The following is a 25,324-nucleotide window of genomic DNA, read 5'->3' as shown; positions in this document are numbered from 1 at the left end:
CATTCCGTTGTGCTACTGATTGTCGGCAATGTTAGAACAATCGGTCGGTACAATCAATGAGTGGGCAGCGTCCCTGCGTGCGAAATGTTCGGACGGGGGCGCTGTTGATTCCGATCGGATTCGGCTCTAGTCTCGTGACCAACGTCATAGACCGACCGGTCGAAACATCTTTGGCGTCGTGCAGCAGGCGACCCATTCGAGATTGGAGAACGTATGAGTGGATCGGCGAACGCCGCTGGTACGACGGCTGACGCGGTCGACGTCCTGGTGGTCGGCGCGGGCGTGACGGGCATCTATCAGCTGTACCGGGCCCGCGAGGAGGGCTTTTCGGTGCAGCTGCTCGAGGCGGGCGACGGCGTCGGCGGGACCTGGTACTGGAACCGCTATCCCGAGGCGCGTTTCGACTCCGAGAGCTACACCTACGGCTACCTGTTCTCCAAGGAACTGTGGGAGGAGTGGGAGTGGTCGGAGCGGTTCACCGGCCAGCCGGAGAACGAACGCTACTTCAACTTCGTGGTGGACCGATTCGATCTGCGCCGCCACATCCGGTTCGGCGTCCGGGTGACCGCCGCGGAATTCGACGAGTCGGCCGGTATCTGGACGGTGCGCACGGATGATGGCGCCGAGCATCGCGCACGCTTCCTCGTCGCCGCGACCGGGGTGCTGTCGGTGCCGTTCATTCCGGAGGTGTCCGGACGCGAGGTGTTCGGCGGCGAACAGCATCACACCGGTCGCTGGCCGAAGACACCAGTCGATTTCACCGGTAAGCGCGTCGCCATCATCGGCACCGGATCCAGTGGCGTGCAGATCGTTCCGGCCATCGCCGACCAGGTCGGCTCGCTGACGGTGTACCAGCGGACGCCGGACTGGTGCACGCCGCTGAACAACGCCCCGCTCACCCCGGTGGAGCGGGCCGAGATCAAGGCCGACTTCGAACGGATCCGCGAGACCCTGAACACCTCGCCGAGCGGATTCCTGCATGCGCTGCCCAGCCGCTTTTCGACCGACGATACGGCCGAACAGCGGCAGGCGTTCTTCGAAAAGATGTGGAACAGCCCGGGTTTCACGAAGCTGACCGAAAACTACATCGACTTCACGACCAATCCCGAAGTGAACAAGGAGTTCTGCGAATTCATCGCGGACAAGATCCGCGGCATCGTCACCGATCCCGCGACGGCCGACAAACTGGTCCCGAAGGACCACATCTACGCCGGTCGGCGTCCACCGTTCGTGACCGGCTACTTCGAGGCCTACAACAAGCCGAACGTTTCGCTCGTCGCGCTCAAAGAGACCCCGATCGTCCGCATCACCGAGACCGGAATCGAGACCGCCGAAGGCCTGCGTGAAATCGACACCATCATCTGGGCGACCGGCTACGACTTCGGCACCGGTGCGCTCAATCGGCTCGGCGTCCGCGGCCGCGATGGTCTTGCGCTCGAGGAGTATTGGGCGGAGGGGCCCAATACCTACCTGGGCGTCGCGACGGCCGGTTTCCCGAACTTCTTCTTCCCCGGCGGGCCGCACGGCGCACTCGGCAACAACCCGCGTTACGCCGGTGACCAGGTGGATTGCGTCATCGGGGCGCTGGTGCACGCACGCGACAACGGCTACGAGGTCATCGAGGTGGACCCCGCCGCGGAGGCGGAGTGGACCGAAACGGTCAACGGCAGCGGGTCGCTGTTCTTGGAGAGCAGCTATTTCTACGGGTCGAACATTCCCGGCAAGGCGGTCAAGCAGCTGCTGAATCCGACCGGGCGGCCCAACCTACAGCGGCTGATCGCTGAACTCGCCGCGAACGAGTACTCGACATTCATCTTGTCCAAGGTCGAGGAAGCGGCCGCGTAAAGCGATCTAGCAGGCAGTTCCGTTCGAAGATGGAGAGAAAATGAGCGAATCCACCGAAGCCCGGATCGCGGCCGGCGTGCGTGCGGCGATCGGCGCCCACACGCAGGCGCAGGACGCGGGACAGGCCGATGAAATCGTCGCCCTGTATGCGCCCGACGGGGTGCTCGAGATTCCGGGCATGGACCCGATCAGCGGTCAGGACGCGCTGCGGGCGGCATTCGAGGGCTGGGCGCCGACAGCGCCGCAGCGTCACCTCGTCGCCAACACCCTGATCACCGCCGTGACCGCGGACGAGGCGACGGCCGTCAGCGACGTGGCCTTCTTTCAGCGCGGCGAGGCGGGGTGGGCAGTGCAGGTCGTCGGTCGATACGAGGACACGCTGCGCCGCAGCGACGGAGCCTGGCTGTTCCAGCATCGCAAGACGACCTACCTGACCTAGAAACGGCGAATCTGCCGGAACCAGAACATCTTTGGAGAATCAATGAGCGAGTCCACCCAGGCGCAGGTCGCGCACGGGGTCCACAACGCCATCGCCGCGTACGCGCATGCGCTCGACGATGGACGCACCGACGACATCGTCGCGCTGTTCTGCCCCGACGGCGTCAGCGAGATCATGGGCGTCGGCACGTTCGAGGGCCACGAAGCCATCCGTCAGGTCTTTGCCGGAATGGTGCCCACCCAACCGCAACGGCACCTGGTGGCCAACACCGTCATCACATCCTGGACCGAGGACGAGGCGACCGCGAACAGCGACCTGGTCTTCCTGCAGCGTGGCGAATCGGGTTGGGCTGTGCTGATCGCGGGCCGTTACGAGGACACCCTGCGTCACGATGGCGCCTCGTGGCTTTTCCAGCACCGCAAGATCACCTACGTGATGTAAGAGAGATAGGAGCAACCCGTGACCAAACGGTGGAAGCAACGCCCGCCCGGCTCGAACTGGGGCGATTTCGGCGACGACGATGAGTTGGGGCGGGTCAACCTGCTCACCCCGGAGAAGGTTCTGCAGGGGGTGCGCGAGGTCGAACACGGCATTACCTTCAGCCTGAGCCTGCCGCTGGACTACCCGGGCGGTACCGCGCTGAACCAGCGTCGGTATCCGCCGATCCTTCGGCCGACCGAGGATCTGGCGCACAACCAGGACACCTTCTACAACGTCGTCGCGCGCGACAAGATCGCCCCCAGCTTCATCGATCTGTGGAGCGACGATGTCGTGACGCTCTGGCTGCAGTATTCGACGCAGTGGGACTCGCTGGCGCATCAGGGCGCATTGTTCGATGCGGACGGCGACGGTGTCGCGGAACCGGTGTACTACAACGGATTTCGCCCCGGGACCGATATCGTCGGTCCACAGGAGGACGCCAAGGGGGACGGCAGCGGAAGTGTTTCCTTCGCCAAGCACCTCGGCTGCGAGCACATGGCCGCGCACGGCATGCAGGGCCGCGGCGTACTGATCGACGTGTCGCACCTCGGAAGCGACTGGCAGCCGGTCGATTTGAAGATGCTCAAAGACATCATGGCGAAGGACAACGTCGTCGTGGAACCGGGCGACATGCTCCTGCTGCACACTGGCTTCGCCACCCAGGTTCTCGCCTGGGAGAAGAACCCGGGACCCGAGATCCAGGCCATGTATCCCTACCTCGACGCGACGGATGAGTCGCTGCTGGAGTGGATCGCCGAATCGCAGATCTCGGCGCTCGTCTCGGACAACTATGCGGTCGAGGGCTGGGCGCCCGACAGCGAGACGCCGCACACGCTGCTGCCGATCCACAACCTCTGCCTTTTCAAGCTCGGCATCCCGCTGGGTGAGCTCTGGTACACCGAGGAACTGGCGACCTGGCTGCGCGAACACGAGCGCAGCCGCTTCCTGCTGACTGCGCCGCCACTGCGCCTGCCCGGGACGATGGGCAGCCCGCTGACCCCGGTCGCGACCGTCTGACGCGGGTCGCCGGATTCCAGATTCGGTTCGGTGCAGGTGAGGCGCTATGCCTGACCTGCACCGAACTGTTTCGCTCGAAGGAAGGGAGCGCCGCGATGCCTACAACGCGTACGGAACGCGCGAAAACCGCCCGCTACTACCGCAAGCGGGAGCAAGTGGTGGATGTCGCCGTCGAGCTCTTCTCGAAGAACGGCTATGCGAGCACCGGGGTCGCCGATATCGGCACCGCCGCCGGACTGGCCCGCGGTGCGCTGTACTACTACATCGGTTCCAAAGAAGAGTTGCTGGCCGAGATCCACGACCGCGTGATGGATCCACTGCTCATCGAGGCCTCGGCGATCGTCCGGCTGGATATCGGCTTCCAGACCCGTCTGCGATTGCTCTCGGAATCGCTACTGCGCCAGATCGTGCACCGGCAAGATCATGTGTGGGTCTTTCTGCACGAGCACCATCAACTGCAGGGTGAATACCGCATTCGATTCCGGGCCAAGCGCCAGCGTTTCGAGTCACAGATCCGCGATGTGCTCGCCGATGGGCATCGGCAGGGCAAGCTGCGGGTGCGGGATCTGGAGCTCACCACCCTCGCGTACCTGAACCTGCACAACTACACATATCAGTGGGTGGGTCGGCGCCCGGATCTGCAGGTGGACGAGCTCGCCCGCTTCTATTGCGAGATCTTCTTGAACGGAATTCTGATCGAGCGGATCGACGAGGCGGCGGCCGAAGCCGAACTGGCGCACGGCCGTTCCGTGCTCGGTGTGCTGCTCGCGAAGGGGCTCGAACACTAGGAAGCCCGTCGCTCACCGCCCTCTCCCTCGGGTGCGGCAAGCGACGGGCTGCTGCCTATCGCCCTATGACGTCGTGTCTGCGCTCATCTGAGCGAACTGATGCTTCAGGAATGTGCCGGACCAATCCATCAGATCCGTCGGCACGTAATAGCCGGTCTCGTCATTGATCGCCGCCCAGTGTGCGGCGACATCCTCGATCGTGGCCGGGCCCTGTGCGAGATAGCCTTCCGTCGAGGCCAGGAACAGTCGCGCGAACCGGCCCGCTCCCGCGGTGTAGATCTCGCCGTTGACCGGGCAGCTTTCGTGGGCCAGGAAGGCGGCCATCGGTGCCACCGACTCCGATGGCATGGCCGCCGCGGCGGCCGCGGCGTTCTCGTCGCTGTCGGGATCGCCACCGGCCATGCGGGTGTAGGCCGCGGGCGCAAGCAGATTCACCTTGATCCCGTGCGGTTCACCGGCCAGTTTCGCGCTGCGTGCCAGGCCGATGAGTCCCGCCTTCGCCGTCGCGTACGGCAGGTTGACGTCCATGCCGAAGATGCCGCTCGAGGTGGTCAGCACGACCCGGCCATAGCTCTGGCTCGAGAAATGCGGCCAGGCGGCCTTCATGGTGTTGAACGAGCCGAGCAGATGTACCGCGAGGTGCCGCTCGACATTGTCCAGTTCGACGTCGGGCAGGCCCGCATACCTGACGATGCCCGCGTTGTTGATCAGGATGTCGATGCGGCCGAACCGCTCTACCGCGGAGTCGATGATCGCCTGGGCCCCGGCCGGTGTCGAGACGTCGTTGCCGTCGGCGATGGCCGAACCACCGGCCGCGGTGATGCCGTCGACGACCGCTTGGGCCGGTGTGGTGTCGGCGCCGTCGCCCTCGATCGATCCACCGAGGTCGTTGACAACGACGCTCGCCCCGCGTTCGGCCAGGAGCCGGGCGTGGGCCCGGCCGATGCCGCGACCCGCGCCGGTAACCACCGCGACGCGGCCCTCGAAACTCAACTCACTCATTCGCGACTCCTGTCGTACTTCATTGTCGATCCGTGGCCCCGGTCACCGTATTTTAGACCAATCGGTCAGTACATACAATGAAAGTCACCGGCCCTGGAAGGTTGCTTTTCGCGGGCCGTCCTGGACGAAGCTGCGCAGACCGCGCTGTCCGTCCTCGCTTGCGAAGCATCGGGTGATCAGATCGGCTTCCAGTGCCAGCCCGTCCTCGATCGGCAGGCCGAACCCGTTATCGATCGCCTGCTTCGCGTACCTGAGTGCGAGCGGGCCGCGGGCGTACGAGAGCCCTCGCTCGACGGCGGCGTCGAACACTTCGGCGTCGTCGAGCAGTTGATCGATGAGGCCGATGCGCAGGGCCTCCTCCGCGCGCACGAGGCGTCCGGTGAGGATCAGATCCTTTGCTCCAGCGAGTCCGGCGATCCGCGAAAGACGTTGTGTACCACCGGAGCCGGGCATGATCCCGAGCGTGATCTCGGGCAGGCCGAGGACGGCGCCGCGACCGCCGATGCGGAAGTCGGCGGCCAGCGCCAGCTCGCAGCCGCCGCCCAGCGCGTAGCCGTTGATCGCCGCGATCGTGATCTGCGGAGCCGTTGCCAGGGCGTGAAATGCTTGTTGCAGCACCCGGTTTCGCCGTCCGAATGCCTCAGGGGACAGGCCGAGCATCTCCTTCACGTCGGCACCGGCCGCGAAGTGTTCGCCGCCGGTGATCACGACAGCCCGATAGGTGGTGCTGCTGTGCAGTTCCGCCGCAACGGTTTCGAGCAGATCCCACATCTCCTGGTCGAGCGCGTTCACCGGATGGCGCTCGATGCGCAGGATGGCCAGTCGCTCGTCGGCGGGATGCGGCTCGAGCCCGACCTTGGCGGGTGCTGGATTGCTGCTCACTATTCGATGCCTCCGTTTGTGTGCTACGTTCGCGCAGTATAGTGTACCGACCGGTCGAAGAATTTATCGGTGGATGGACGGTGAGATGCAATGGGTATGGGGCATGCCGACGTATCGGGGCGACGCGTAGTCATTACCGGCGCCGGACGCGGCTTGGGACGGGTGCTCGCGACCGCCTTCGACGCCGCGGGGGCGCAGCTGGGATTGGTCGCGCGGTCGGAGCACGCGCTGCGCGAGGTGGCCGACTCGCTGCACGGAGACCCGCTGGTGTGTGCGGGTGATGTGCGCGACGACGAGTTCAACGACACCGTCGCCGAACGCATGGTCGAGCGCTTCGGTGGCGTGGACGTGTGGATCTGCAATGCTGGTGTGTCACCGGAGGTTTCGACGGTGACACAGACCAAGCCCGCCGTATGGCGCGACATCATCGACGTGAACCTGACCGGGACCTTCCTCGGCGCGCGTGCGGCGGCATCGGTGATGGGGGAGGGCGGTCGGATCATCGTCACCGGTTCGGTCATCGGTCAGCGGCCTCGGGCCGGACTTTCCGCGTACGCGGCCTCCAAAAGCGGTGCCCACGCCCTGGTTCAGGCCCTGGCGCAGGAACTCGGACCACGTGCGATCACCGTCAACGCGGTCGCGCTCGGCTGGTTCGACACCGGGATGGGAGCGCACTGGCACCGAGATGCCGAGCGTGAGAACGATATCGTCGGCCATACCGCCCTCGGGCGCTGGGGAACTCCCGCCGACCTGCCCGGCATCTATCTGTTCCTGGCCGCCGAATCCTCGGCCTATGTCACGGGCACGACGATTACGGTCGACGGCGGATATTCCCTGCTGTGACCGCCGCTCCGCGCTACACCGCCGCACAGGCTGCGGCCGCCGCCGGGGTACCGCTCGCTCGGGCGCGCCGGTACTGGTGCGCGCTCGGTTATCCGGCCGCGGGTGCGGCCGATCTCGAATTCACCGAATCCGATATCGAGATGCTGCGCATGATGACTGGGTTCGTCGCCGAAGGTGCGGTGGCCGAACCCGATTCGCTGCGGTTGGCCCGGGTGTTGAGTCGCTCCATCGCACATCTGGCGCAGTTGCAGGTGGAGATCGTCACCAGCCGGTCGGGTGCGAATGGTATCGGGCGCGCCGAGGCGGTCCGAGTCCTGACGGACCGGACCTCGGAGGTTCAGTGGTTGCTCGGGCAGATCTGGCGTCGCCAGTTGAGCGTCGCGGTGGCCATGCCCGAGGCCGACGAGTCCACGTCGGCCGTATCGGGCGTGGGCTTCGCCGACATCGTCGATTTCACGGAACTGAGCCGGGATCGCTCCGATATCGAGCTGACGCGCATCATCGCACGATTCGAATATCGCGTCACCGAGATCGTCGTCGACTGTGGTGGTGACGTCGTCAAAATGCTCGGCGACGAGGTGCTGTTCACTGCCGATAACGCCGCGGCCCTCGCGCATATCGCCACCGGGCTGATCGCGGCCTTCGAAGACGATGCCGATATCCGCGGCCTGCGGGTGGGTTTGGCGTTGGGGCCGGTGGCCCGGCACCTGGGTGATGTCTTCGGCACCACGGTGAATTTGGCGAATCGGCTCACGGTACGCACCGAACCGAATACCGTGCTGGTCGCACCCACGGTGGCCGAGGCGCTCGCCGGGCATCCCGACTTCGACCTCACAGCACTGGAACCTGCGGATATTCGAGGATTCGGCCCGACGACGCCGGTCCTATTGCGTAATAAAGTATCCTGATTTCCGTCGCGGCCGTCCCGATCAGCGCATTCCCAACCTCCGGCCGTGTTCGAGGAGATTCCATGAGCGTGCCGCCCGTCCTGTGTGACCGACTGCGTCTGCCCGTTATCGCGTCCCCGATGTTCATCGTGTCGAATCCGGAGTTGGTCATCGCCCAGTCGACCTCGGGCATAGTCGGGTCGTTCCCCTCACTCAATGCACGCCCGGAATCAGAACTGCGGCACTGGCTCACCCGGATCACCCAGGCACTGGCGGAATTCGATGCCCAACATCCGCAGACGCCGAGTGCGCCGTACGCCGTGAACCTGATCGTGCACAAGACCAGCGATCGGCTCGAGCACGATCTCGCGGTGGTCGAGGAATTCCGCGTCCCCATCGTGATCACCTCGCTAGGCGCTCGGCCGGAGGTCAACGAACGCATCCACGCCTACGGCGGCATCGTGCTGCACGACGTGATCAACAATGTCTTCGCCCGCAAAGCCGTCGACAAGGGCGCCGACGGACTCATCGCCGTGGCGGCGGGCGCGGGCGGTCACGCGGGAACGCAGTCGCCATTCGCATTGGTCCAGGAGATCCGGAGTTGGTTCGACGGACCGCTTGTGCTGTCCGGATCGATCGCGCACGGCAACTCGGTATTGGCCGCCCAGGCGGCGGGTGCCGACTTCGCCTACGTCGGGTCGATGTTCATCGCCACCGACGAGGCGAACGCGGAACCCGACTACAAGCAGATGATCGTCGATTCAACCGCCTCCGACATCATCTACAGCAACCTCTTCACCGGCGTGCACGGCAACTACCTGCGCGGCAGCATCCTCGCCGCCGGACTCGACCCCGATGCGCTACCCGGATCCGACTCCGCGGCAATGAATTTCGCCGACGGCAGCGCCAAGGATGCGAAGGCCTGGCGCGATGTTTGGGGTGCCGGTCATGGCATCGGCAACGTCGACGCGGTACGTCCGGCCGCCGCCGTCATCGACCGCCTCATCGAGGAGTACGAGACGGCTCGGACCCGTCTGTCGGCCGTACCCGTCCATACGTGACGGTGGTGCGTAGGGGCACTGATGCCGCGGCGGTCGGGTGAGTCGCCGCGTAGCTGTCATATCGCAATGCGGCAAGGACCGGCCGCCTCATATCCGCTCAGAGTGTCAGCGCGCCGTGTGATCTGAGGAGTTTGGCGAGATTGGTGCTGACCAAAGGCAGCAGTACTCCCGGCCGCAGTGGAAAGATCTCGTCGATCTCGCGTCCGATACCGCCGATGAGCATGGTGTATCCCCGGTCGGTCACCGCGAGGCTGAAGCCGCCGCGATCGGATGCCGCGGTGAGCTGTCGCAGCGGCCGTGCCGGAGCAGCCGCGCTGGTTGCCAGGTCTGGCTGACCCCCGAAATTGTCTTTGTCCGAGCCGGGCAATGCGCACTGCACGTCGACACCACCCACGCCGAAACCGCCGGAATCTCCGTGACCGCCTACGGCTTCCGCGACACTTCGACCACGACCGTGCAACTCGACCGAAGCTACCTACCCGCGTGCCGGTCGGTGAACCAGCCGCCGACCGGAGTCTCGCTGGACGTAGCCGACGTACTCACCGCGGCGCCCGAACTGTCCAAAGCGGAGGCACAGCAACTGCTCGGTCTCTTCGAGCGAGCCCGCCTCGTCCGCCGCATCCGGTAAGGGTGGGATCATCGCCTCGAATAGTGCCGAGAGGCTATTGACAGGAATCGGCATGAGGGTGCTATACATTAGGGGAGGCTTACCTCTTTAGATGAGGCTAACCTCGTGAACTGTTCCGCTCGCACAATGAGGCATCGTGTACGTCTGTATCTGCAACGCCGTCTCCGAATCGGACGTGCACAGCTGTGTCGCCGCCGGAGCCAGCTCGACCGCGCAGGTCAAAAAGGCGTGCGGCTGGAAGCCCGGCTGCGGTAGCTGTACCCGGCGCCTTTCCGAGGTGGTTGGCCGAGCTTGCGCTGCGCCCCTCCAGGAGGTCGAGACCTCCGCGGCGTAGTCCGACACGATAGGCCGTCCTTACCGGTTCGCCGATTGTGAGCTGTGACACGATCGCAGCCATGGATGGCGATAAGGAAATCATCGCGCTGCTCAATGAGCAGCTGACAGCCGAACTCACGGCGATCAATCAGTACTTCCTGCATGCAAAGATGCAGGAGAACTGGGGTTTCACCAAACTTGCCAAGCACACCCGCCACGAGTCCATCGATGAGATGAAGCATGCGGAGGTGCTCACCGATCGCATCCTCTTCCTCGAGGGGCTGCCGAACTACCAGAAGCTCAACCCGCTGCGCATCGGCCAGACCGTCCCCGAACAGTTGCGGGCCGATCTGAAGATCGAGATGGAGGCCGTGGACCGGCTGCGCGGCGGTATCGAGCTGATGCGCTCACGCGGTGATGCCACCTCCGCGCGCATCTTCGAGTCCATTCTCGAGGATGAGGAATCGCACGTCGACTATCTGGAGACCGAACTCGACCTGATCGAGAAGCTGGGCGAGCAGCTGTACCTACAGCGTTATACCGACACCCCGGAAGACGACTGACATCGTCACCGGTTCCGGTCCGCCGATCTCGGCGCCCGGAACCGGTGATCGTCAGGTGCCGGCACTGAGCGGATCGGCTGTGTGACGGCGTCATGTTCGTCGTTGACCAGATGGAATGCGATCGCGAGATCGTCGATTACCGCCTGCCACGCGGCCTGACTGCCCTCGCCGCGGGGATCGCGCGCCAGCGCCAGCAAAGTAGTGGCGGCGTCGACGGCCTGAACGGCCGCAGCCAGTAGCGCGGGCACGGGGGTCGGGGCATTGCGGGAGGCCAGTGTGGCGATGTGGTGACGCAGCCACCGTGCGTCGAACTGCGCCTGCACCGACACATCACCTACGGCGTCTTGCTCCGCAGTCGCGGCCATCGACCAGTGGCCCATGTACTGCCCCCCCAGTGGGTCCTGGACAACCAAGTCCCGCAGCTCACTACTGATCAAACCGTGTAGCCGACCCGCTAGCTCGGCGCGTTCGACGGGCGGTTCGGCCGACCAGCCGGAAGCGGTTCTTTCCACGTCGGCCTGCAATACCGCCAGCACTGCTCGCAATTGCGCAGCTGTCGCCACCTACGCCCCTCTCCGTCGTTCATTCCGAGCTACCGTTGCGCGACAACACTTCGTGGACCCTAACGACTACTTCGAACCCTCCCGGCACCATCCGCTGCACGGCCGTTCGCGTCGAAACGTCCGCCACCCGGCGGTGAGTGCAGACACGACGATACAGAAGCAGACAATCTCGAGCTACCGACAAGCGGCAGCCAATAGTCGCTGTATCAACTAGAGGTGAGCGTCGGTTCCGGACACCACGAACGCCGGGGACTAGTTATGGAAACCAGTGCGTTCAATACTTGAAACCATACGGTTGAAAAGCGGCGGAGGGGGGTGCGTCCGGTCGGCGGGGCAACCGGGCGAAATCAATTGCACGAACACACCTCTGGTGCCTGCTGTCCTGCGGCGGGCACGTCACGTTAATATTGGGATGATTGCTTTCACACGAACGCGGCGCGTCCGCCCGACCGAAGGCTGGTGAGTCCGCCGATGTCGGTATCGATGTTCGATGAGGCGCTTCCGCGCGGCGAACGTGATGGTGTTGGTCTGCGAGTCGGTGCGATCATCGACCGGGGCGGGGAAGTGTTGCTGCTGGAGGCCCACAGCACAGGACCGCTCCCGCTGACCCGCAAGCTTCCGGGTGCCACCGTGGAACCCGGCGAATCGGTCTCCGCCGCATTGATTCGCGGAGTCCGCGAAGAGACCGGCCTGACCGTCACCGGCATCGGCCACCACATCGGGGACTTCGACTACCTGTCGCCGGCCGGAAAACCGGTGCGGCGCTTGCATTTCGCCGTAGAGGTAGCAGCCACCAGCCCGATCGTCCTCTCCGCCCACGCCGATTATGTCTGGGCACCGCTGGACGGTGAACTGCTCGTGACGCCATCCATCCGCGGCATCCTCGAAGCCTACAAGGACCTCCTCAGCCACTGAGCGCCGTTTCGATACTCGATATCGGTTGTGCCCGTGCACTTCTCACACTGAGCGCGCCCTGTCGAGCTCGTCGATAGCCCACACCTCCGCGTCGGCCAAGGGATTCGCTGGATCGGCGATGCTGGACCACCCCTCGCATGGAGCCGATCGCGACTGCCCGGCGCGTGATCGTGGCTTGTCGATTCCCGATTAATGATGTTACTCAATATTCGTGAGCGAACATAGCGAGTGCGTGTTGGCAACGACCAGTCAACACTCGAAATAACGCGCAGTTTTCGCTGTTGGCCAGTGTATTTGCCGTCAGTAAGTTACTGTGTATTCATGGTGCTTTGACCTCTTGTTAGCCGGAGAAGGAACTGCACGGTCGTCCGGCGCCAGGGCGGGGGAGAAGAACGACAGAACGTACATCCACGTCTCACTCGACCTCTGCAGAGCCCGACAACGGAAGGAATCCGATGACCGCCACCGCTCAACCGCTGCCCATGCCGGTGCCACTGACCACCGAGGAAACCCGGATCCATATTCCGGCCATCCATCGCTCGCAGACCAAGCGGCCGCTGAAACTCGCTGACGCACTGGATTTCTGGAATTTCGCGGGTGCCGCCGCCAATGTGGTGATGCAGATGGCGCGACCCGGTGTCGGCTATGGCGTTTCGGAGAGCCGAGTGGAGTCCGGCGCGCTGATGGTGCACCCGTGGAAGCGGGCCAGGACCACCACGCAGTATCTGGCGGTGGCGATCCTGGGCACCCAGGATGAGATCGATGCCTATCGGGAGGCGATCAACGTCGCGCACCGTCAAGTGCGGTCGGGGCCCGATAGTCCGGTCAAGTACAACGCCTTCAACCGTGATCTCCAAAAGTGGGTCGCCGCTTGCCTTTTCATCGGCTTCGAAGACACCTACCAGTTGTTGCACGGCAAGATGAACGATGAGCAGGCCGAGCAGTTCTATCAGACCGCTTCCACCCTGGCGACCGGTGTGCAGGTCACCAAAGATATGTGGCCCGCCACCCGCAAGGACTTCGACCGCTACTGGAACGAGGCGAGCAGCCACGCCGTCCTCGACGACAAGGTCCGCGCCTACCTGGATGATCTGCTCAACCTCCGCATGATCCACTGGTATCTGCGGCTGCCGTTCCGAAATCTGTTGAAGTTCTTGACGATCGGATTTCTGGCGCCGTATTTCAAGGAACAACTCCAAGTCGAATGGACCGATGCCGATCAACGCCGCTTCGAACACCTCTTCCTGTTCGTCGGCTTCGTCAACCGCTTCATCCCACGCTTCCTGCGCTTCGCCCCCACCTATGGGCTGATGCGAGACCTGCGCCGGCGCATCCGCAAAAACAAGAGCCTCATCTGAGAGCTCCCCTCAGCCCACCTGCAGACATCGCTCTTAATTCCTTGCCTCCCAAGTCGTCTCGTCGAGCGGAAACGTGGGATCGGAGCTGCGTGCACCCGCCGTAGCGTTGCCGGCATGGAAAAGAGACTGCGCTCAGCCAGGCGGTAGCGGCCAGCGGCTACGACCGCTGGGACCGGGGCTGAGGAGGATCGGTCAATGGGCGACATCGAGGCGATCGAACAGGTCAAATACCGCTATCTGTATGCCATCGACACCAAGGCATGGGACGTCTTGGCCGACACTCTTACCGAGGACGTCATCGGCGACTACGGCGAAGACGGCCACCAGGGCGGCAATCTCAGGTTTGCCAATCGCGACGATCTGGTCGAGTTCATGCGGTCGGCCCTCGGCACGGCCGTCCTCACCGAGCATCGGGTAAATCATCCGGAGATCACCGTGCACGGCGATGAGGCGGCCGGTCGCTGGTATCTGCAGGACCGGGTGAGGCGACCGTCTCGCTCCAGGATCTGCCGAGCTTCACCGTCAGAACCGGAGTAGCGCTCAATCTTTGACCATCGAGCAGGTCCCGGGAACTTCCGTCCCGGGACCTGGAGCCACCACACCAGCATTGCGACGATGACCGGGAGGCGGCGATCTCGTGACATCGAGGACCGGTCCTACGCCATAGGAGCTGCAGAAGCGGCTCTGGGCCGCGGCTCCGAGAAGCCGACCGGCGTGAAGTACCGCATCGCGAAATCCCGGTCGGCCGCCGACACGTATTGATGCCTGAGCGCTGCGACGGTCTATCCTGCGGGTACGGCCGAGGATGATGGCGGCCCGCATCCGGGTTGCGCAAGTGGGTGAGTGATCATGAATACGAGATCGCCGGAGACGGTGAAATGCCGGGGATGTCGCTGCTGGTGGCCGTTGAGCGCGCACAATGTGTGCCATTGTTCCCAATGCCATCAGACGTTCACCGGTGACAAGGCTGCGACTCTGCATTTGGTTGTGGATTATCGCCACAAACCACACGTCATCTGCCGCACACCGCAAAGCGTCGGCCTCGTTGATGCCGGCCGTGATTACCCCTGCTGGGGCTTGCCGCAGAATTAGCCGGTTCTGATCCCCCGATCCGGACTACAGGCCGGTCGTGCCTTGGTCCTGCTGGGCCAGGACGAAGGTGCCCTGGCCGTTCGGGTCCAGTTCGGTGTCGAGGATCTTGTCGTCCAGGAAGGCGGCGGCTTGCTCGTCCAGGAAGATCCGCGACCCCTCCGCGGTCAGGACCTGATCCTGCTCGGCCGGGCCCGCGGCGATGGCGAGCGACATCGTCTCGGCGCCATCCGTTGTGGAGATCCGCAGCCCGGCATCCGTCGGCGTGCCGTTCGCGGAGGTGATGGTGCGAACTGCCTCGATGGCATTGGGGGTGAGCATCAGCATGTGTCGGATTCCTTCCGCTGTCGTCGCAGTAGGCCGAGGTAAGTGGCGGACTGCATTTCCCGCAGGCTGGTCTCCAGCCCTGATCGTGAGCCGGTGGCGTCGTCGGCACCGGCATCCTCCTAGCAGTAACCATGGACTGGTTCGCGCAAACTACCTTTTCGAGCATCGCAACCGATCGTGCTGGCCAAGGGCCTGCTCGGGGTTTTCCTGCTCTCCGAGATCAGCGGCGCACGCAGCCACGGGCAGGAGCTGACTGGTGGCCTGGCTGCCGACAAGGCTGGGTCCGGCCGGCGTCGGGTAGTGATTCCATGATGTTTGTCCGAAGTAATCCGTTGCTGCTCATGGTCGTTCGCCCAGCGATACCTTGGTAACCGGAAGGGCTCGATCAACCGCGCCGGCAGTAACTCCGCCGTGCCGAGGACTGTAGAGGAGGAGATCGTGACAACGGTTCAAATTCCCGGTCCCGTCGCCGAGGTCATCCGGCGAATGCACGACATCAAGGACGAACTCGATCCACGCGACGGCGTCGCGTGCTTCAACAACATGTATTTGCGCGTCACCGAATTGGTCGGTCAACAGATCACCGAGGGATTCTTCGCCGACTCCGAATTCGTCGAACGCCTCGATGTGGTGTTCGCGCAGCTGTATTTCGACGCGGTCGACGCCGACAAGGGCGGCAAGTGGCCGAATCCGGTCTGGCAGCCGGTCTTCGATTCCCGGCCCAACCGCACCGTGTGGCCACTCCAGTTCGCGTTGGCGGGCATGAATGCCCACATCAACCACGATTTGCCGATGGCAGTTGTGATGACCTGCAAGGAGCGGTCCATCACTCCCGACACCAAACCGGTGCACGCCGACTATCTGAAGGTCAATGAGCTGCTGGCCAGGGTAGAGGCCGAGGTCCGCGCGGAATACGAGCCCCAGTTGCTCAAGCTGACCACCAAGGACGCCGAGACACTGAAGCACATCCTGTGCAGCTTCAGCATCGCCCACGCCAGGGACGCCGCCTGGGCCACGACGCAGGCGCTCTGGATGCAACGCAACAACAGCATGCTCCGCCGTATGACCGAGCGCGGACTCGAAGAAGGCGTCGGCGCCACGGGACGGCTGCTCCTCACACCCGTAGTCCCGCCGCCGAAGTAAACCTCGGCTTGTTCCTTGTCCGCCGGTTCGAGACCGGCTGGCTTGGTTGATGTTTCGCAGACGAGTAGCCAGCCGCAGAACGGATTGCGGTGGCGCCCCACCTCAGGGCTCCACCGCAACCTCAGCTGACGATCCCCACCGTCTGATGCCCCAGGTCATCATTGGCGAAGCTTCGCTGAGGATCTTCGCTTTCCCATTCATCGATGACGACGATCGCAATAGCGATTCTCTGCGTTTCCGCAGTTCAGGCTCGAGGCACTACGCCCGCAGTTCCTCGGCCGCGATTCCGAACCATTCGTCCGCCGATCCGACAGCGACAAAGTGCCCGGCCCCCTCGACTGGATGCCATACCGACCCAGGCATTCGGTCGGCCACCGCTTTATTTATGGGATCCGGGACCAGTCGGTCATCCGTTCCTTGCCACATGTGGACTCGTCGTTCGATTGTTGTCACGTCGAAAGCCCAATTCCGATATAGGAGTTCACTGTCGCGGACCAGTCCGTCGGAACTTTGTGCGAAGCATTCGGCGCTCGCTTCGGAGAAGTCGCTTGCAAAGTTCCGCTGAAGCAAGATCTGCCGGTCGTAGTCGTTGACGGCTTTCCGGGCTTGTTCGAGGTAGGGCTTGCGGAAGCGTTTTGCTGTTATGCCGAGGATTGCGTACATGAGGCGAAAGCCAGGTGTGCAGCGCAGTGCGAGGGATCCCCCCAGCGCGTCGACTTTGGAGAGGTACTCTGCTGCCCAATTGTCACCGAATGCTCCGTAGCTGCCACCTGCGATGCTGCTGACGTGGCGCAGTCGAAGCGGATCGATATACGCAGCTGCCGCAAGTGCCCATGGACCACCCTCCGACCAGCCGGTCACGCCGAATTCGTTGCATCCCAACGCATCAGCGATCGCTGTCATGTCGTCGGCCCAGCCGGCGTACGTTCGTGCTTTTTGCGGACTGGACTGTCCTATTCCGGGACGGTCGACACATACGAGTCGTAACCGCTTCTTCGTTGCGGAATCTGCGAAGAAGCGTGCCTCGATCCTGCTACTGGGTCCACCATGATTATGGATAACGAGCGGACCATGCGGATCTCCGACTTCGAGATAACTGAGCTGACGGCCGTCTCGGGTTGTGACCGATTTTGTTGGTCCGTTGCGGGATCTTCGTGAGGGGGAGACGCGGCCGTCAGCCGACGATTCACTGTCCGTATCGTTCATTGTTCGCTCCGATACCCGTTGGTGCGTGAGCGTTCGCAGTGATCATAGACGGGCAGCGAACGGCCGGTGGGTAGTCGGTGGATCGAAGCCAATTCCTCCCGGAATGTGATTGCTGTCCGGCATAGCGGCGGGCAGCAGTTCGAACTATCCAACTACCTCGATCGTCAGCTCACGGTTTCAGTCATCAGGTGCGCCGGATCGGCGTCGTATCGTCGATGCGCTGCTCAGCCCTCGGCGCCGAACGCGCACTCGTCGTCCGCGCCTCGAACGCTCTGTGGGGAACTGGCGGTGGACGCGGTGCATGGCCAATTCCGCAGCGGGTGAGCGGTGGCGTTATGCCAATACCCGCTTTCTGGCTGCCAGAGGCAACGGCGGAATGAGATTCGTCCAGAATTCGCGGCGGACCGCATCCCACAGTCTCGCCAGTTCCGGAAAGAGTTCTCGCGCCCGCACGAGATCCGGATAGTTGCTCGGGCAGAAGGATGCAATCTGCGAAGCGTCGGATGCCTTGCCCACGGCGACAATTGCGATCAGATGATGCTGAACCAAGCGCCACGTCACACAGAATCCATCGACCTCCGTGCGACGAAGATTCTCATCCATCTTCGATACCCCGTCTCCGCACGCTTACCTCGTGCATACGGCGACCGCTGTCAACCGGACGCGTCCGGCCGTGCGCCACCATCTCGGCTGGCAACTCGGCACGGCCACGGGTGCGCCACCGGAGGTGCTCCCTGGACCAGGTCGGATTCTCGGGCATGGGGATTCCTACTTCGATCGTGACGCCGGCGCGTCGAGGGGTGGGGCGATTCACCCGGCATTTAACATAAGACATTAGAGTTCATAGTTCAATAGCGCCAGTGAAGATTGCGTTGAGCCCCGCCGTCCCACCCCGCTCGCACCTCGTCGGCCGATAGTCCGGTGAGCAACGCCGGTCGGATAGCCGATCTCTTCTAACTTCATAGTTCATATTTCAAGTGTTAGTTGGCTAGAATCGTGTTACGTGCACGCCACCCCAGGAGTCGTGTTGTCCCAGCAGAAGAGGGTCGGATTGACCGCGCTCGGTGCCGTGCTGTCACCGCTCGAGGGCGGCGGTCCGAAAACCGAGGCAGTGGTCCAGCGGCTGTCTGCGGCGATCAGCCTCGGTGTGATGGTCGACGGCCAGCAGTTGCCGAGCGAGACCGATCTCGCCAACCAGTTGGGTGTGTCGACGATGACTCTGCGAGAGGCGCTGGTCGTACTTCGGCAGCAGGGCATCGTCCACACCAAGCGCGGGCGCGGGGGCGGTAGCTTCATCAGTGCTTCGGCGGAGGTCTTCGAGAACACCTCGCTGGCGCGGCTGCAACAGATGAGCATCCAGGAACTGCGCGATCTGGGGGATGAGCACTTCGCCGTCACCGGAGCGGTCGCTGTGTTTGCCGCGCGCCGCGGGTTGCAGGCCGATATAGCCCGGCTCCGGGCGCTGGCCGACCGGCTGAAGGAGAGCGCTGACCTCGTCTCGGCACGCCGGGCCGACAGCCGCTTTCATATCGAGATGGCGGTGTGCGCGCAGTCCACCCGGCTTACCCGCGCCGAGGTCGGTCTGCAGGCCGAGCTCTCTGCCCTGCTCTGGCTGCCGCGGCTGGAACTGGAGCCGACGGCCGAGGCGACCGCCCATCGTGACCTGGTGGACGCCATCGAACGAGAAGACGATGCCCGGGCGAGAGAACTGGCAGAATCGCAGACGGAGTCACGCATCCGCCGCCTCGTCGCTTTACGCTTGGAGCTCAGTGATCGATGAGGGATACCGATAACGTTCCCGCCCCAGCGACCATCGAGTCGCTCGCTGATTCCGTCACAAAACTGGCCGACGAGATCTACCTGTCGCTGACAACCATCGGGACCGCGCTGACAGCCCTCTGGAAGGGGCTCCCCGAGAGGCCGCGGCTCGCTCCCCGGTCGACCGATCTGGCACCGCTGTGCGAGACCATTCTCGGCGAGCTCGAGCGGCGCGGAAAACTGTTCAACGGAGCAGGTGTCGTGATGGCCGACGGCGTTCTCACCGATCGCCCCCGACATCTGGAATGGTGGCTTCCGGACGGGCAGCGCCTGATCCTCGAATTGAATCCCGATAGTGAATACTTCTACGACTACACCAAAATGGACTGGTTCACGGTTCCGCGCGACCAGGGTCGGCGATGGGTACAAGGGCCACACCTCGATTACGCGTGCACCGACGAGTACGTTTGCACATTCTCGACACCGGTCACGATCACGTCGGGAACATTTCTCGGAATCGCCGGTGCCGATGTGCCGGTCGCCGCGATCGAGCAGGCCTTGCTACCGCGATTCCAGGCATTCGATCAGCGGGTAGTGCTGGTCAATAGCGAAGGCCGCGTCATCATCGGGACCGATCCCGAATTCACGACCGGATCCAAGACGAGCCGGATGGACAGATCCGCTGCGACCGTCCCGGTCGAGGCGGTGCCTTGGTCATTGCATCCGTTGGGATCCACGACATCCCACTGAGCCATTCCGGATTGGGATCCTGCCGCGAGCTCCCGGCACATATTTTGGTCGGCCCCGCCGATACTCCGCGCGGCGCCCGCGTTCAACTCCACAGCGTCACATGCACTTTCGGGCGGAACCGAGTGACGCCGACCCCGACCCGCGGATCATCGCCCGGATGCAGCGCGGGGTGGTGATGAACCGCAGCAGTTCCGACACCGCGGGCTGGCGGATGTCGGGTGGCAGGGTGGTCGCGTACCACTCCGAGGGCGGCAGCGTCGTCCTGCCCAGGCCCCAGCGCGATATCCACCGCGCAGGTCCCGATCAAGCCGCGGAACTGGCTGGTGGGACGCACACTCAGCTCGACCTACAGACCCTTCGCCCGCGCCGCGAACCGGTCGATGAGGCCGGGCGCGGCATGTTCGGCGAACACGCTCGAGGCCGCGATGCGGAGCAGCCGTCGGCCGTGCGCTGGGTGCATGGTGAGGCCGGCAAGGACACGTCGCGTTACACCTCGGTACCGCCTCGGCGAACGTATGATTCTCACGGCATCGTTTTGGGCCGGTGTCCATTGCACTGGGCGTGCGACGCCGCGCAGGGTGGATGACGATCTGTCAGCCGGCCGATACAAAAGTGGCACGGCAAGGTAGCTCTACGTGACCAGGGTGCCGCTGGCACCGTCGTTGAACGCGACAGCAGCGTCGATGGCAGGGGTTGCCGACGGCAACAAAAGACAAACCATGAAAACCGATTTTTCATCTGGTGCCCGATACCGTTCGAGAATTGCCGGCGCCGCCGCCTCGGTCCCGTTGTGGTGAGGTTCCAGACGCCGCCGCTCCCCAGGAAATGCGAGGATACCGATGTCTACTCATCAGGCTGTTCACGTGCAGTCCGCCGGTGCGGCATTGAAACTGGTCGATGTCGAAACGACCTCACCGCCTCGCAACCATGTACGCCTCGCAGTCTCGGCGTGCGGGATCTGCGGCACCGACCGTGCGTTCATCAGCGGCGCGTTCCCAAACATGTCGTGGCCGCTGACCCCGGGGCACGAGATCGCCGGAACGATCGCCGAGCTCGGCGCCGATGTCGACAATTACGTCGTCGGAGACCGTGTCGCTGTGGGCTGGTTCGGTGGGCACTGCGGCAAGTGCGTCCCATGCCGGAAAGGCGACTTCATCCACTGCGCGAACATGCAGGTCCCCAGCTGGCAGTACCCCGGCGGATATGCCGAGTCGGTGACTGTACCGGCCAATGCGCTGGCCCGAATCCCTGATGCGCTTTCTCTGGCCGAGGCCGCGCCGATGGGTTGTGCCGGAGTCACCACCTACCACGCGCTTCGCGAAACCCAGGCGGTACCCGGCGACCGCGTCGCCATACTGGGTATCGGCGGATTGGGCCACCTCGGCGTGCAGTTCGCCCACGCTATGGGCTTCGAAACGATTGCGATCGCCCGCGGTGCGGGAAGAGCCGAGGACGCCCGCGCGCTAGGCGCCCACCACTACATCGACTCGACCGCCGGCGACGTCAGCGAAGCGCTGCGGGGGCTCGGCGGTGTGTCGGTTGTTCTGGGAACTGTGGGCAGCGCTACAGCCATGGCCGAAACGGTCGGTGGGCTACTACCGCGCGGCGAGCTCATCGCCGTTGGTGTCTCCGCCGAGCCACTACCGATCAGCCCGATGCAGCTGATCACTCGCGGGCTGAGCATCACCGGCCACGCCTCCGGCACTGCGCCCGATATCGAGGAAACGATGCAATTCGCGGTCCAATCCGGCGTGCGCACGCGAATCCAGGAACGGCCCCTGGATCAGGCCGCCGAGGCATATGCCGCAATGGAACAGGGACGGGCCCGCTACCGCATGGTCCTCACGGTGTGACCGTCAACAACGACGATGACCGCTAGCCCGCTACCCGGTAGATCAGCAGCGGTTCGGGCGGTAGGTGGTGCGAACTCCAGCTGCCCGGAAATCGATTCTTGTTGGAGAAGCCCTGTGAGGTGGGCCGATGTCCACCCATGGGTGGCTATCGCTAACTGCGTACGTGACCGAATCTATTCATGCAGGTCGACGAAGTCTCGCACGAGGAAAGACAGGTATTCTTTGCATCTCATCGCCGTTACTGTGCTGACTGCAGTCATCGCCGGGCTGCTGGTGCGCTGGTTGGTGATTCCGGAGCGGCGTCGCAGCCTGGTCCTTCTCCCGAATGGGCCGCATCTCGTTTACGCGCAGGCACGTCCGATACGGCTGCGTGGCCCGTTCATCGCACTCACCGCGCTTTGGGCGGCGCTGCTGATCACCGAGATCGCAACGAATCCGGCCGCGAGCAATACGCTGCTTTATGTCTATTTGCTCGCGCTTGCCGCTTCGGCCGTCAACCTCACCACGATCCACCTCCAATGGCGGTTCGCGGGCACAGTCCTCGACCATCTTGCCCACACTGCGGGTAGGTGAATCATGGTCGTGGTCATCATCGTGCTCATGCTCGTACCGGCCGTTGTCGGATCCGTGCTCGCGTGGCGATACATGCGTCCTGTCCGAGTATTCGAATCTGCCGACAAAGGCGCGAATCGTGAAATCGGCCGCGCATTGAAGGCCCGCGAGCTCCCCCCGGACGCGACCGCCGAATCATGGATCCCGCGCCTCGAACAGGCACAGGATGCAGCCTCGCGCCGGCGCGCGCTCTACACCGGGTTCGCCGCGCTATTCATGGTGCTGCTCGCCATAGGTCTCGGAAGCGGTCTGCACCCGACAGACTGGCGGCTGTACTGGTATTCCGTGTCGATCGTCGGTTGGGCATGGACCGCGTACGTCGCACATCGCAACACGCGCACCGCCGACCAGCTGTGGCGCCAACTCAGTGACCTCTCCGTCTGACTCGTCAGCTCCTGGTGAGCGTGCGGCGTATGTCGGTTGTACCACTGCAATTCGGAATGCCGCGATGGTCCGGCGGCGTGTTCAGCTCCTACCCTGGTTGGGTGCGCATGAAGTGGCCACTGAGCTGCTGTGACTCGCGGAGATAGATGGCCAGTCGCGGCGGCCTTCGCCAATTTGTTGTCCCCGGCAGCACATTAGGGTCGATGGGGCCAGGGGCACGCTTCGGAGATACCTTCGAGTCAGTCGCGGATCGCCCTCGTTGCTCAGGCGTGAAGACGGCTTCCATTTCGGAACTCACGGCGGGCGACGGCTATGCGCGCCTCTGCCAAGCGCGCCCGCCCGGACTCGGTGACGTAGATGTGGTGAGTAAGCCGGTGAGCAAGGCGTGGTCGGCGACCACTACCGCAACACCAGTCACACAATCAAAGCAGAGCGTATTCGGACTTCACACTTGTTCGCGGCCGGTCGATTCTTTCCCACCATTGGTCGTGCAGTGTTCTCCATTCTTCGGCGGCGGTGCGGATCCACTTCATTTCCAGCTCTGCCGCAGCCAAGGCGGGTTTCTCTCTTTCGACTTCGTTATCCGCGTGTGCGGCGCGGTCGACCAGTTCGCTCCAGCGATTGAAATCCTGATGTAGTGCGTCTTCGACATTCTTGCGCATTGCAGTTCCTTCGTGGCGGTAGTGATCTTGCGGATCGGTTTCTCGGACAGGGGGATCGGGTTTCCGGCAACGTGTTCGGTAGCGCGGACCCAGGAAGAGCCGCTGAGGCTCGCCGATGCAGCAGTTCTGGTGTTGTGGAAACGCTCAACTGTTCGATAACGTCACTAAATCGCGGCTACCGTCTGTCCGCCGCCGCGTCGCGGGGGGCCAATCTTCAATATGATGACGAGAGGGTAAGCCTGCAGATCGCGAGCCGGTTGCGGACTTCTGCTCGCCGACCTAGTGGGCAACTTGTGGGACGTGCAGTCGTTTCGACCTAGCGCCTACAGGGCTGCCGACCTTCCCGGTCGTCTTTTGATATCAGCTTGGTCACAGTTTACGCACAGTCGGTTAACTATGTATAGGGGATTGTGGGAGTCATTGCAGAAAACCGCAGGTGTGCCACCGCTCTGTCGCGCATGCAGCGAGTTTGCTAGATCGATAGGGGCAGGAAGGGGTCCGAGTGGGGAACGTGGCGCGCAGGCGGACCGCATCCTGAGGGCGGCCCGCAAGTCCTTCGCCGAGCGGGGCTACAACGGGACCTCATTGCGGTTGGTGGCTCAGGCCGCCGATGTGGATCCCACCCTGGTGAACTACGACTTCTCCAACAAGACGGGACTGCTGAAGGCGGCGCTGGAACCGCCGGATGCCTTCGGTGCGGGCATTGCCGAGGCCGCCCAGGTGCCGCTGGAGGAGCGCGGGCGAGCCTTCGTGGAGGCGGCGCTGCGCATGTGGGACGACCCGGCCACCTCGGAGGTCCTGCGCTCGATCATCATCGCGGCAAGTCACGAACCCTTCGCCGTGGAGCGCCTCCGCTCCGTCTGCTCCGCGCTCGTCTTGCAGGTCGTGTCGGCGAGCCTTGCCCACGACGAGGCCGAGCTGCGCGCAGATCTGGTCGCCACGCAGATCGTGGGTCTGGCGATGACGCGTAACGTCTGGGCGATCGACCGCATCGCCGATATCCCCTCAGAGCAGGTCATCCGCCTGATCGCGCCGACTGTGCAGCACTACCTCACGGGTGCACTGGGCGGAGACATCCCAGGGAACGCCTGACCGCTGGCGACTGGCGGGGCGCACATCGCCTGCCTGCCCGCCTATTTCCAGCGCTGACTGCCGGTCGCCAGTACCCAAATCTTCCACCCCCTCTATCGTTCCGCGTGACAAGCGCGTCTGGTTCGAGTTGTAGACCCGCCGCGGCGAACGCGTGCCGCTGGACGAGGTTCGAGTCCAAGCTCCCGCCCCCATACCGCCGCGCTGAACGTGTGCCCCTGTGGCGGCGAGCTCCCGACGAATGCCTGTATGCAGCGACCGGCCGGACGGCGCTTCCTTTTGCGGTCAACGCGGCAACACTTTTCCTGTTCGGCTCGAGCGATCCTTGATCGCCTGCCAGTGGTTCAGCCGATTCCTCTCGAATGGCCGTCGGGCAAGATCCGGCCACGATGCCGGGAAAAGAAACAGCCCGATCGACCCACCTCACAAACCCCACACGCTCTTTTTCCAAGGCCGCGCCGGCCACAAGCAAACTGCTACAGCGAAAGTATCCCGGCCTTCCACAGCCGCGTCGACGCAACCAACGCCGTGCAGTGGTACGACATCACCGACGACGGCCGCTACACCGAAACCCGCACTACCACATCACTATCCGCCCCACAGCACCAACGGATTTGGCCGCCATATTCACGACTTGGATCGACCGAGCAAGAATTCGCCAGCAGGACACCGGCGAGCAATTTGCACACGGGACCTGGTAAGCGCCTGATGAGCCGGGAGAGACCTACCAGATGTCAAGCGCCCCAACAGCTCACGTCAACGATGATGGTTCGGTGTCTCGCGCTGCACGGCTGTTGGAGTACCAATCACCCTGGCGGCCAGGCAATTTCAGGGATAAGAAAGATCATCGTCACCTTGACAAACC

The 25,324-nt window shown here is 63.6% G+C and carries 29 protein-coding genes and 2 pseudogenes; 22 read left to right on the top strand and 9 right to left on the bottom strand.

What is annotated here, in order from left to right; all coding sequences use genetic code 11:
- Window positions 1–213 precede the first annotated feature (213 nt).
- The 5 genes from OIE68_RS17670 to OIE68_RS17650 all read left to right on the top strand — a co-directional run bounded on the left by OIE68_RS17670 (window position 214) and on the right by OIE68_RS17650 (window position 4,569).
- Window positions 214–1,845 carry an NAD(P)/FAD-dependent oxidoreductase gene (locus OIE68_RS17670; protein ID WP_327100453.1) on the top strand — a complete coding sequence of 544 codons (1,632 nt, stop codon included), beginning with the start codon at window positions 214–216 and terminating at the stop codon, window positions 1,843–1,845.
- A gap of 40 nt (window positions 1,846–1,885) precedes the next feature.
- Window positions 1,886–2,284 (top strand): nuclear transport factor 2 family protein, encoded by a 399-nt coding sequence (locus tag OIE68_RS17665; RefSeq protein WP_327100452.1) that lies wholly within the window; start codon window positions 1,886–1,888, stop codon window positions 2,282–2,284.
- 42 nt (window positions 2,285–2,326) lie between these two features.
- Entirely contained in the window at window positions 2,327–2,725 is a 399-nt protein-coding gene (locus OIE68_RS17660; protein WP_327100451.1) for a nuclear transport factor 2 family protein, read from the top strand.
- A gap of 18 nt (window positions 2,726–2,743) precedes the next feature.
- On the top strand, window positions 2,744–3,781 hold the full coding sequence (locus OIE68_RS17655; protein ID WP_327100450.1) for a cyclase family protein: 1,038 nt from the start codon (window positions 2,744–2,746) through the stop codon (window positions 3,779–3,781).
- A gap of 95 nt (window positions 3,782–3,876) precedes the next feature.
- Complete coding sequence (locus tag OIE68_RS17650) at window positions 3,877–4,569, top strand: TetR/AcrR family transcriptional regulator (protein ID WP_327100449.1); 693 nt, start codon at window positions 3,877–3,879, stop codon at window positions 4,567–4,569.
- A gap of 63 nt (window positions 4,570–4,632) precedes the next feature.
- On the opposite strand, the gene OIE68_RS17645 is transcribed toward OIE68_RS17650, so the two are convergent.
- Together OIE68_RS17645 and OIE68_RS17640 are read right to left on the bottom strand one after the other, a co-directional pair.
- Window positions 4,633–5,571 carry an SDR family NAD(P)-dependent oxidoreductase gene (locus OIE68_RS17645; RefSeq protein ID WP_327100448.1) on the bottom strand — a complete coding sequence of 313 codons (939 nt, stop codon included), beginning with the start codon at window positions 5,569–5,571 and terminating at the stop codon, window positions 4,633–4,635.
- Between the two features lie 84 nt (window positions 5,572–5,655).
- The gene (locus OIE68_RS17640; RefSeq protein WP_327100447.1) at window positions 5,656–6,453 is read right to left on the bottom strand and encodes an enoyl-CoA hydratase/isomerase family protein; all 798 of its coding nucleotides are present in this window, start codon (window positions 6,451–6,453) and stop codon (window positions 5,656–5,658) included.
- Between the two features lie 90 nt (window positions 6,454–6,543).
- On the opposite strand from OIE68_RS17640, the gene OIE68_RS17635 reads away from it, so the two are divergent.
- The 3 genes from OIE68_RS17635 to OIE68_RS17625 all read left to right on the top strand — a co-directional run bounded on the left by OIE68_RS17635 (window position 6,544) and on the right by OIE68_RS17625 (window position 9,244).
- A complete protein-coding gene (locus tag OIE68_RS17635) occupies window positions 6,544–7,296 on the top strand; it encodes an SDR family NAD(P)-dependent oxidoreductase (RefSeq protein WP_327100446.1) in 753 nt (250 codons plus the stop codon).
- Window positions 7,293–8,204 (top strand): adenylate/guanylate cyclase domain-containing protein, encoded by a 912-nt coding sequence (locus OIE68_RS17630; RefSeq protein ID WP_327100445.1) that lies wholly within the window; start codon window positions 7,293–7,295, stop codon window positions 8,202–8,204. Before OIE68_RS17635 ends, OIE68_RS17630 begins: the two co-directional genes overlap by 4 nt.
- 62 nt (window positions 8,205–8,266) lie before the next feature.
- Entirely contained in the window at window positions 8,267–9,244 is a 978-nt protein-coding gene (locus OIE68_RS17625; RefSeq protein WP_327100444.1) for a nitronate monooxygenase family protein, read from the top strand.
- 97 nt (window positions 9,245–9,341) lie between these two features.
- On the opposite strand, the gene OIE68_RS17620 is transcribed toward OIE68_RS17625, so the two are convergent.
- Window positions 9,342–9,638 (bottom strand): hypothetical protein, encoded by a 297-nt coding sequence (locus OIE68_RS17620; RefSeq protein ID WP_327100443.1) that lies wholly within the window; start codon window positions 9,636–9,638, stop codon window positions 9,342–9,344.
- 21 nt (window positions 9,639–9,659) lie between these two features.
- Between OIE68_RS17620 and OIE68_RS17615 the strand changes: the two genes are divergently transcribed.
- From OIE68_RS17615 to bfr, 3 genes are all read left to right on the top strand, one after another.
- The gene (locus OIE68_RS17615) at window positions 9,660–9,872 is read left to right on the top strand and encodes a hypothetical protein (RefSeq protein WP_327100442.1); all 213 of its coding nucleotides are present in this window, start codon (window positions 9,660–9,662) and stop codon (window positions 9,870–9,872) included.
- Window positions 9,873–10,008: 136 nt separating this feature from the next.
- Window positions 10,009–10,206: a (2Fe-2S)-binding protein gene (locus OIE68_RS17610; protein ID WP_327100441.1), complete on the top strand. Its 198-nt coding sequence runs from the start codon at window positions 10,009–10,011 to the stop codon at window positions 10,204–10,206.
- Between the two features lie 61 nt (window positions 10,207–10,267).
- Window positions 10,268–10,750, top strand: a complete 483-nt coding sequence (gene bfr / locus OIE68_RS17605; protein WP_327100440.1) for a bacterioferritin — start codon at window positions 10,268–10,270, stop codon at window positions 10,748–10,750.
- 5 nt (window positions 10,751–10,755) lie between these two features.
- Here bfr and OIE68_RS17600 read toward each other — a convergent pair whose 3' ends face one another.
- Window positions 10,756–11,313: a hypothetical protein gene (locus OIE68_RS17600; protein WP_327100439.1), complete on the bottom strand. Its 558-nt coding sequence runs from the start codon at window positions 11,311–11,313 to the stop codon at window positions 10,756–10,758.
- A 471-nt stretch (window positions 11,314–11,784) separates the two neighbouring features.
- Here OIE68_RS17600 and OIE68_RS17595 point away from each other — a divergent pair, with 471 nt between their 5' ends.
- From OIE68_RS17595 to OIE68_RS47105, 4 genes and pseudogenes are all read left to right on the top strand, one after another.
- Window positions 11,785–12,228, top strand: coding sequence for an NUDIX hydrolase (locus OIE68_RS17595; protein WP_327100438.1), 444 nt, complete (start codon window positions 11,785–11,787; stop codon window positions 12,226–12,228).
- 455 nt (window positions 12,229–12,683) lie between these two features.
- Complete coding sequence (locus OIE68_RS17590; protein ID WP_327100437.1) at window positions 12,684–13,586, top strand: oxygenase MpaB family protein; 903 nt, start codon at window positions 12,684–12,686, stop codon at window positions 13,584–13,586.
- Between the two features lie 195 nt (window positions 13,587–13,781).
- Window positions 13,782–14,069: pseudogene (locus OIE68_RS17585) on the top strand (nuclear transport factor 2 family protein); the annotation flags it as partial.
- Between the two features lie 366 nt (window positions 14,070–14,435).
- The gene (locus OIE68_RS47105) at window positions 14,436–14,678 is read left to right on the top strand and encodes a hypothetical protein (protein ID WP_419150714.1); all 243 of its coding nucleotides are present in this window, start codon (window positions 14,436–14,438) and stop codon (window positions 14,676–14,678) included.
- A 24-nt stretch (window positions 14,679–14,702) separates the two neighbouring features.
- Here the strand turns inward: OIE68_RS47105 and OIE68_RS17580 are convergent, their stop codons facing one another.
- Window positions 14,703–15,002 carry a hypothetical protein gene (locus tag OIE68_RS17580; protein WP_327100436.1) on the bottom strand — a complete coding sequence of 100 codons (300 nt, stop codon included), beginning with the start codon at window positions 15,000–15,002 and terminating at the stop codon, window positions 14,703–14,705.
- 438 nt (window positions 15,003–15,440) lie between these two features.
- Here OIE68_RS17580 and OIE68_RS17575 point away from each other — a divergent pair, with 438 nt between their 5' ends.
- Window positions 15,441–16,145: a DUF5995 family protein gene (locus OIE68_RS17575; protein ID WP_327100435.1), complete on the top strand. Its 705-nt coding sequence runs from the start codon at window positions 15,441–15,443 to the stop codon at window positions 16,143–16,145.
- A 258-nt stretch (window positions 16,146–16,403) separates the two neighbouring features.
- Here OIE68_RS17575 and OIE68_RS17570 read toward each other — a convergent pair whose 3' ends face one another.
- Window positions 16,404–17,351 carry an alpha/beta hydrolase gene (locus tag OIE68_RS17570; RefSeq protein ID WP_327100434.1) on the bottom strand — a complete coding sequence of 316 codons (948 nt, stop codon included), beginning with the start codon at window positions 17,349–17,351 and terminating at the stop codon, window positions 16,404–16,406.
- 333 nt (window positions 17,352–17,684) lie between these two features.
- Window positions 17,685–17,954, bottom strand: a complete 270-nt coding sequence (locus tag OIE68_RS17565) for a hypothetical protein (RefSeq protein WP_327100433.1) — start codon at window positions 17,952–17,954, stop codon at window positions 17,685–17,687.
- 424 nt (window positions 17,955–18,378) lie between these two features.
- Here OIE68_RS17565 and OIE68_RS17560 point away from each other — a divergent pair, with 424 nt between their 5' ends.
- Window positions 18,379–19,131, top strand: a complete 753-nt coding sequence (locus OIE68_RS17560) for a FadR/GntR family transcriptional regulator (RefSeq protein ID WP_327100432.1) — start codon at window positions 18,379–18,381, stop codon at window positions 19,129–19,131.
- Window positions 19,128–19,859 carry a cache domain-containing protein gene (locus OIE68_RS17555; RefSeq protein WP_327100431.1) on the top strand — a complete coding sequence of 244 codons (732 nt, stop codon included), beginning with the start codon at window positions 19,128–19,130 and terminating at the stop codon, window positions 19,857–19,859. The genes OIE68_RS17560 and OIE68_RS17555 overlap by 4 nt, the downstream gene beginning before the upstream one ends.
- Before the next feature lie 82 nt (window positions 19,860–19,941).
- On the opposite strand, the pseudogene OIE68_RS17550 reads toward OIE68_RS17555, so the two are convergent.
- Window positions 19,942–20,310: pseudogene (locus OIE68_RS17550) on the bottom strand (LysR substrate-binding domain-containing protein); the annotation flags it as partial.
- Between the two features lie 388 nt (window positions 20,311–20,698).
- Here OIE68_RS17550 and OIE68_RS17545 point away from each other — a divergent pair.
- From OIE68_RS17545 to OIE68_RS17535, 3 genes are all read left to right on the top strand, one after another.
- Window positions 20,699–21,712 (top strand): alcohol dehydrogenase catalytic domain-containing protein, encoded by a 1,014-nt coding sequence (locus tag OIE68_RS17545; protein WP_327100430.1) that lies wholly within the window; start codon window positions 20,699–20,701, stop codon window positions 21,710–21,712.
- 243 nt (window positions 21,713–21,955) lie between these two features.
- Window positions 21,956–22,285 (top strand): hypothetical protein, encoded by a 330-nt coding sequence (locus OIE68_RS17540; RefSeq protein ID WP_327100429.1) that lies wholly within the window; start codon window positions 21,956–21,958, stop codon window positions 22,283–22,285.
- Window positions 22,286–22,288: 3 nt separating this feature from the next.
- Window positions 22,289–22,708, top strand: coding sequence for a hypothetical protein (locus OIE68_RS17535; protein WP_327100428.1), 420 nt, complete (start codon window positions 22,289–22,291; stop codon window positions 22,706–22,708).
- 422 nt (window positions 22,709–23,130) lie between these two features.
- Here the strand turns inward: OIE68_RS17535 and OIE68_RS17530 are convergent, their stop codons facing one another.
- On the bottom strand, window positions 23,131–23,370 hold the full coding sequence (locus tag OIE68_RS17530) for a hypothetical protein (RefSeq protein ID WP_327100427.1): 240 nt from the start codon (window positions 23,368–23,370) through the stop codon (window positions 23,131–23,133).
- Window positions 23,371–23,766: 396 nt separating this feature from the next.
- Here OIE68_RS17530 and OIE68_RS17525 point away from each other — a divergent pair, with 396 nt between their 5' ends.
- Window positions 23,767–24,462, top strand: coding sequence for a TetR family transcriptional regulator (locus tag OIE68_RS17525; RefSeq protein ID WP_327100426.1), 696 nt, complete (start codon window positions 23,767–23,769; stop codon window positions 24,460–24,462).
- Window positions 24,463–25,324 lie beyond the last annotated feature (862 nt).

The sequence above is a fragment of the Nocardia vinacea genome, from assembly GCF_035920345.1.
GTDB lineage: Bacteria > Actinomycetota > Actinomycetes > Mycobacteriales > Mycobacteriaceae > Nocardia > Nocardia vinacea_A.
Note: the sequence above shows the minus strand (reverse complement) of the source record. Positions and strands in the feature narration are given on the sequence as shown.

Coding starts and splice junctions, on each gene's coding strand:
- OIE68_RS17525 (WP_327100426.1), top strand. CDS start 23,767: ATGTATAGGGGATTGTGGGAGTCATTGCAGAAAACCGCAGGTGTGCCA.
- OIE68_RS17555 (WP_327100431.1), top strand. CDS start 19,128: ATGAGGGATACCGATAACGTTCCCGCCCCAGCGACCATCGAGTCGCTC.
- OIE68_RS17645 (WP_327100448.1), bottom strand. CDS start 5,571: ATGAGTGAGTTGAGTTTCGAGGGCCGCGTCGCGGTGGTTACCGGCGCG.
- OIE68_RS17635 (WP_327100446.1), top strand. CDS start 6,544: ATGGGTATGGGGCATGCCGACGTATCGGGGCGACGCGTAGTCATTACC.
- OIE68_RS17625 (WP_327100444.1), top strand. CDS start 8,267: ATGAGCGTGCCGCCCGTCCTGTGTGACCGACTGCGTCTGCCCGTTATC.
- OIE68_RS17535 (WP_327100428.1), top strand. CDS start 22,289: ATGGTCGTGGTCATCATCGTGCTCATGCTCGTACCGGCCGTTGTCGGA.
- OIE68_RS17530 (WP_327100427.1), bottom strand. CDS start 23,370: ATGCGCAAGAATGTCGAAGACGCACTACATCAGGATTTCAATCGCTGG.
- OIE68_RS17665 (WP_327100452.1), top strand. CDS start 1,886: ATGAGCGAATCCACCGAAGCCCGGATCGCGGCCGGCGTGCGTGCGGCG.
- OIE68_RS17565 (WP_327100433.1), bottom strand. CDS start 17,954: ATGGATGAGAATCTTCGTCGCACGGAGGTCGATGGATTCTGTGTGACG.
- bfr (WP_327100440.1), top strand. CDS start 10,268: ATGGATGGCGATAAGGAAATCATCGCGCTGCTCAATGAGCAGCTGACA.
- OIE68_RS17595 (WP_327100438.1), top strand. CDS start 11,785: ATGTCGGTATCGATGTTCGATGAGGCGCTTCCGCGCGGCGAACGTGAT.
- OIE68_RS17580 (WP_327100436.1), bottom strand. CDS start 15,002: ATGCTGATGCTCACCCCCAATGCCATCGAGGCAGTTCGCACCATCACC.
- OIE68_RS47105 (WP_419150714.1), top strand. CDS start 14,436: ATGAATACGAGATCGCCGGAGACGGTGAAATGCCGGGGATGTCGCTGC.
- OIE68_RS17670 (WP_327100453.1), top strand. CDS start 214: ATGAGTGGATCGGCGAACGCCGCTGGTACGACGGCTGACGCGGTCGAC.
- OIE68_RS17570 (WP_327100434.1), bottom strand. CDS start 17,351: ATGAACGATACGGACAGTGAATCGTCGGCTGACGGCCGCGTCTCCCCC.
- OIE68_RS17660 (WP_327100451.1), top strand. CDS start 2,327: ATGAGCGAGTCCACCCAGGCGCAGGTCGCGCACGGGGTCCACAACGCC.
- OIE68_RS17545 (WP_327100430.1), top strand. CDS start 20,699: ATGTCTACTCATCAGGCTGTTCACGTGCAGTCCGCCGGTGCGGCATTG.
- OIE68_RS17650 (WP_327100449.1), top strand. CDS start 3,877: ATGCCTACAACGCGTACGGAACGCGCGAAAACCGCCCGCTACTACCGC.
- OIE68_RS17590 (WP_327100437.1), top strand. CDS start 12,684: ATGACCGCCACCGCTCAACCGCTGCCCATGCCGGTGCCACTGACCACC.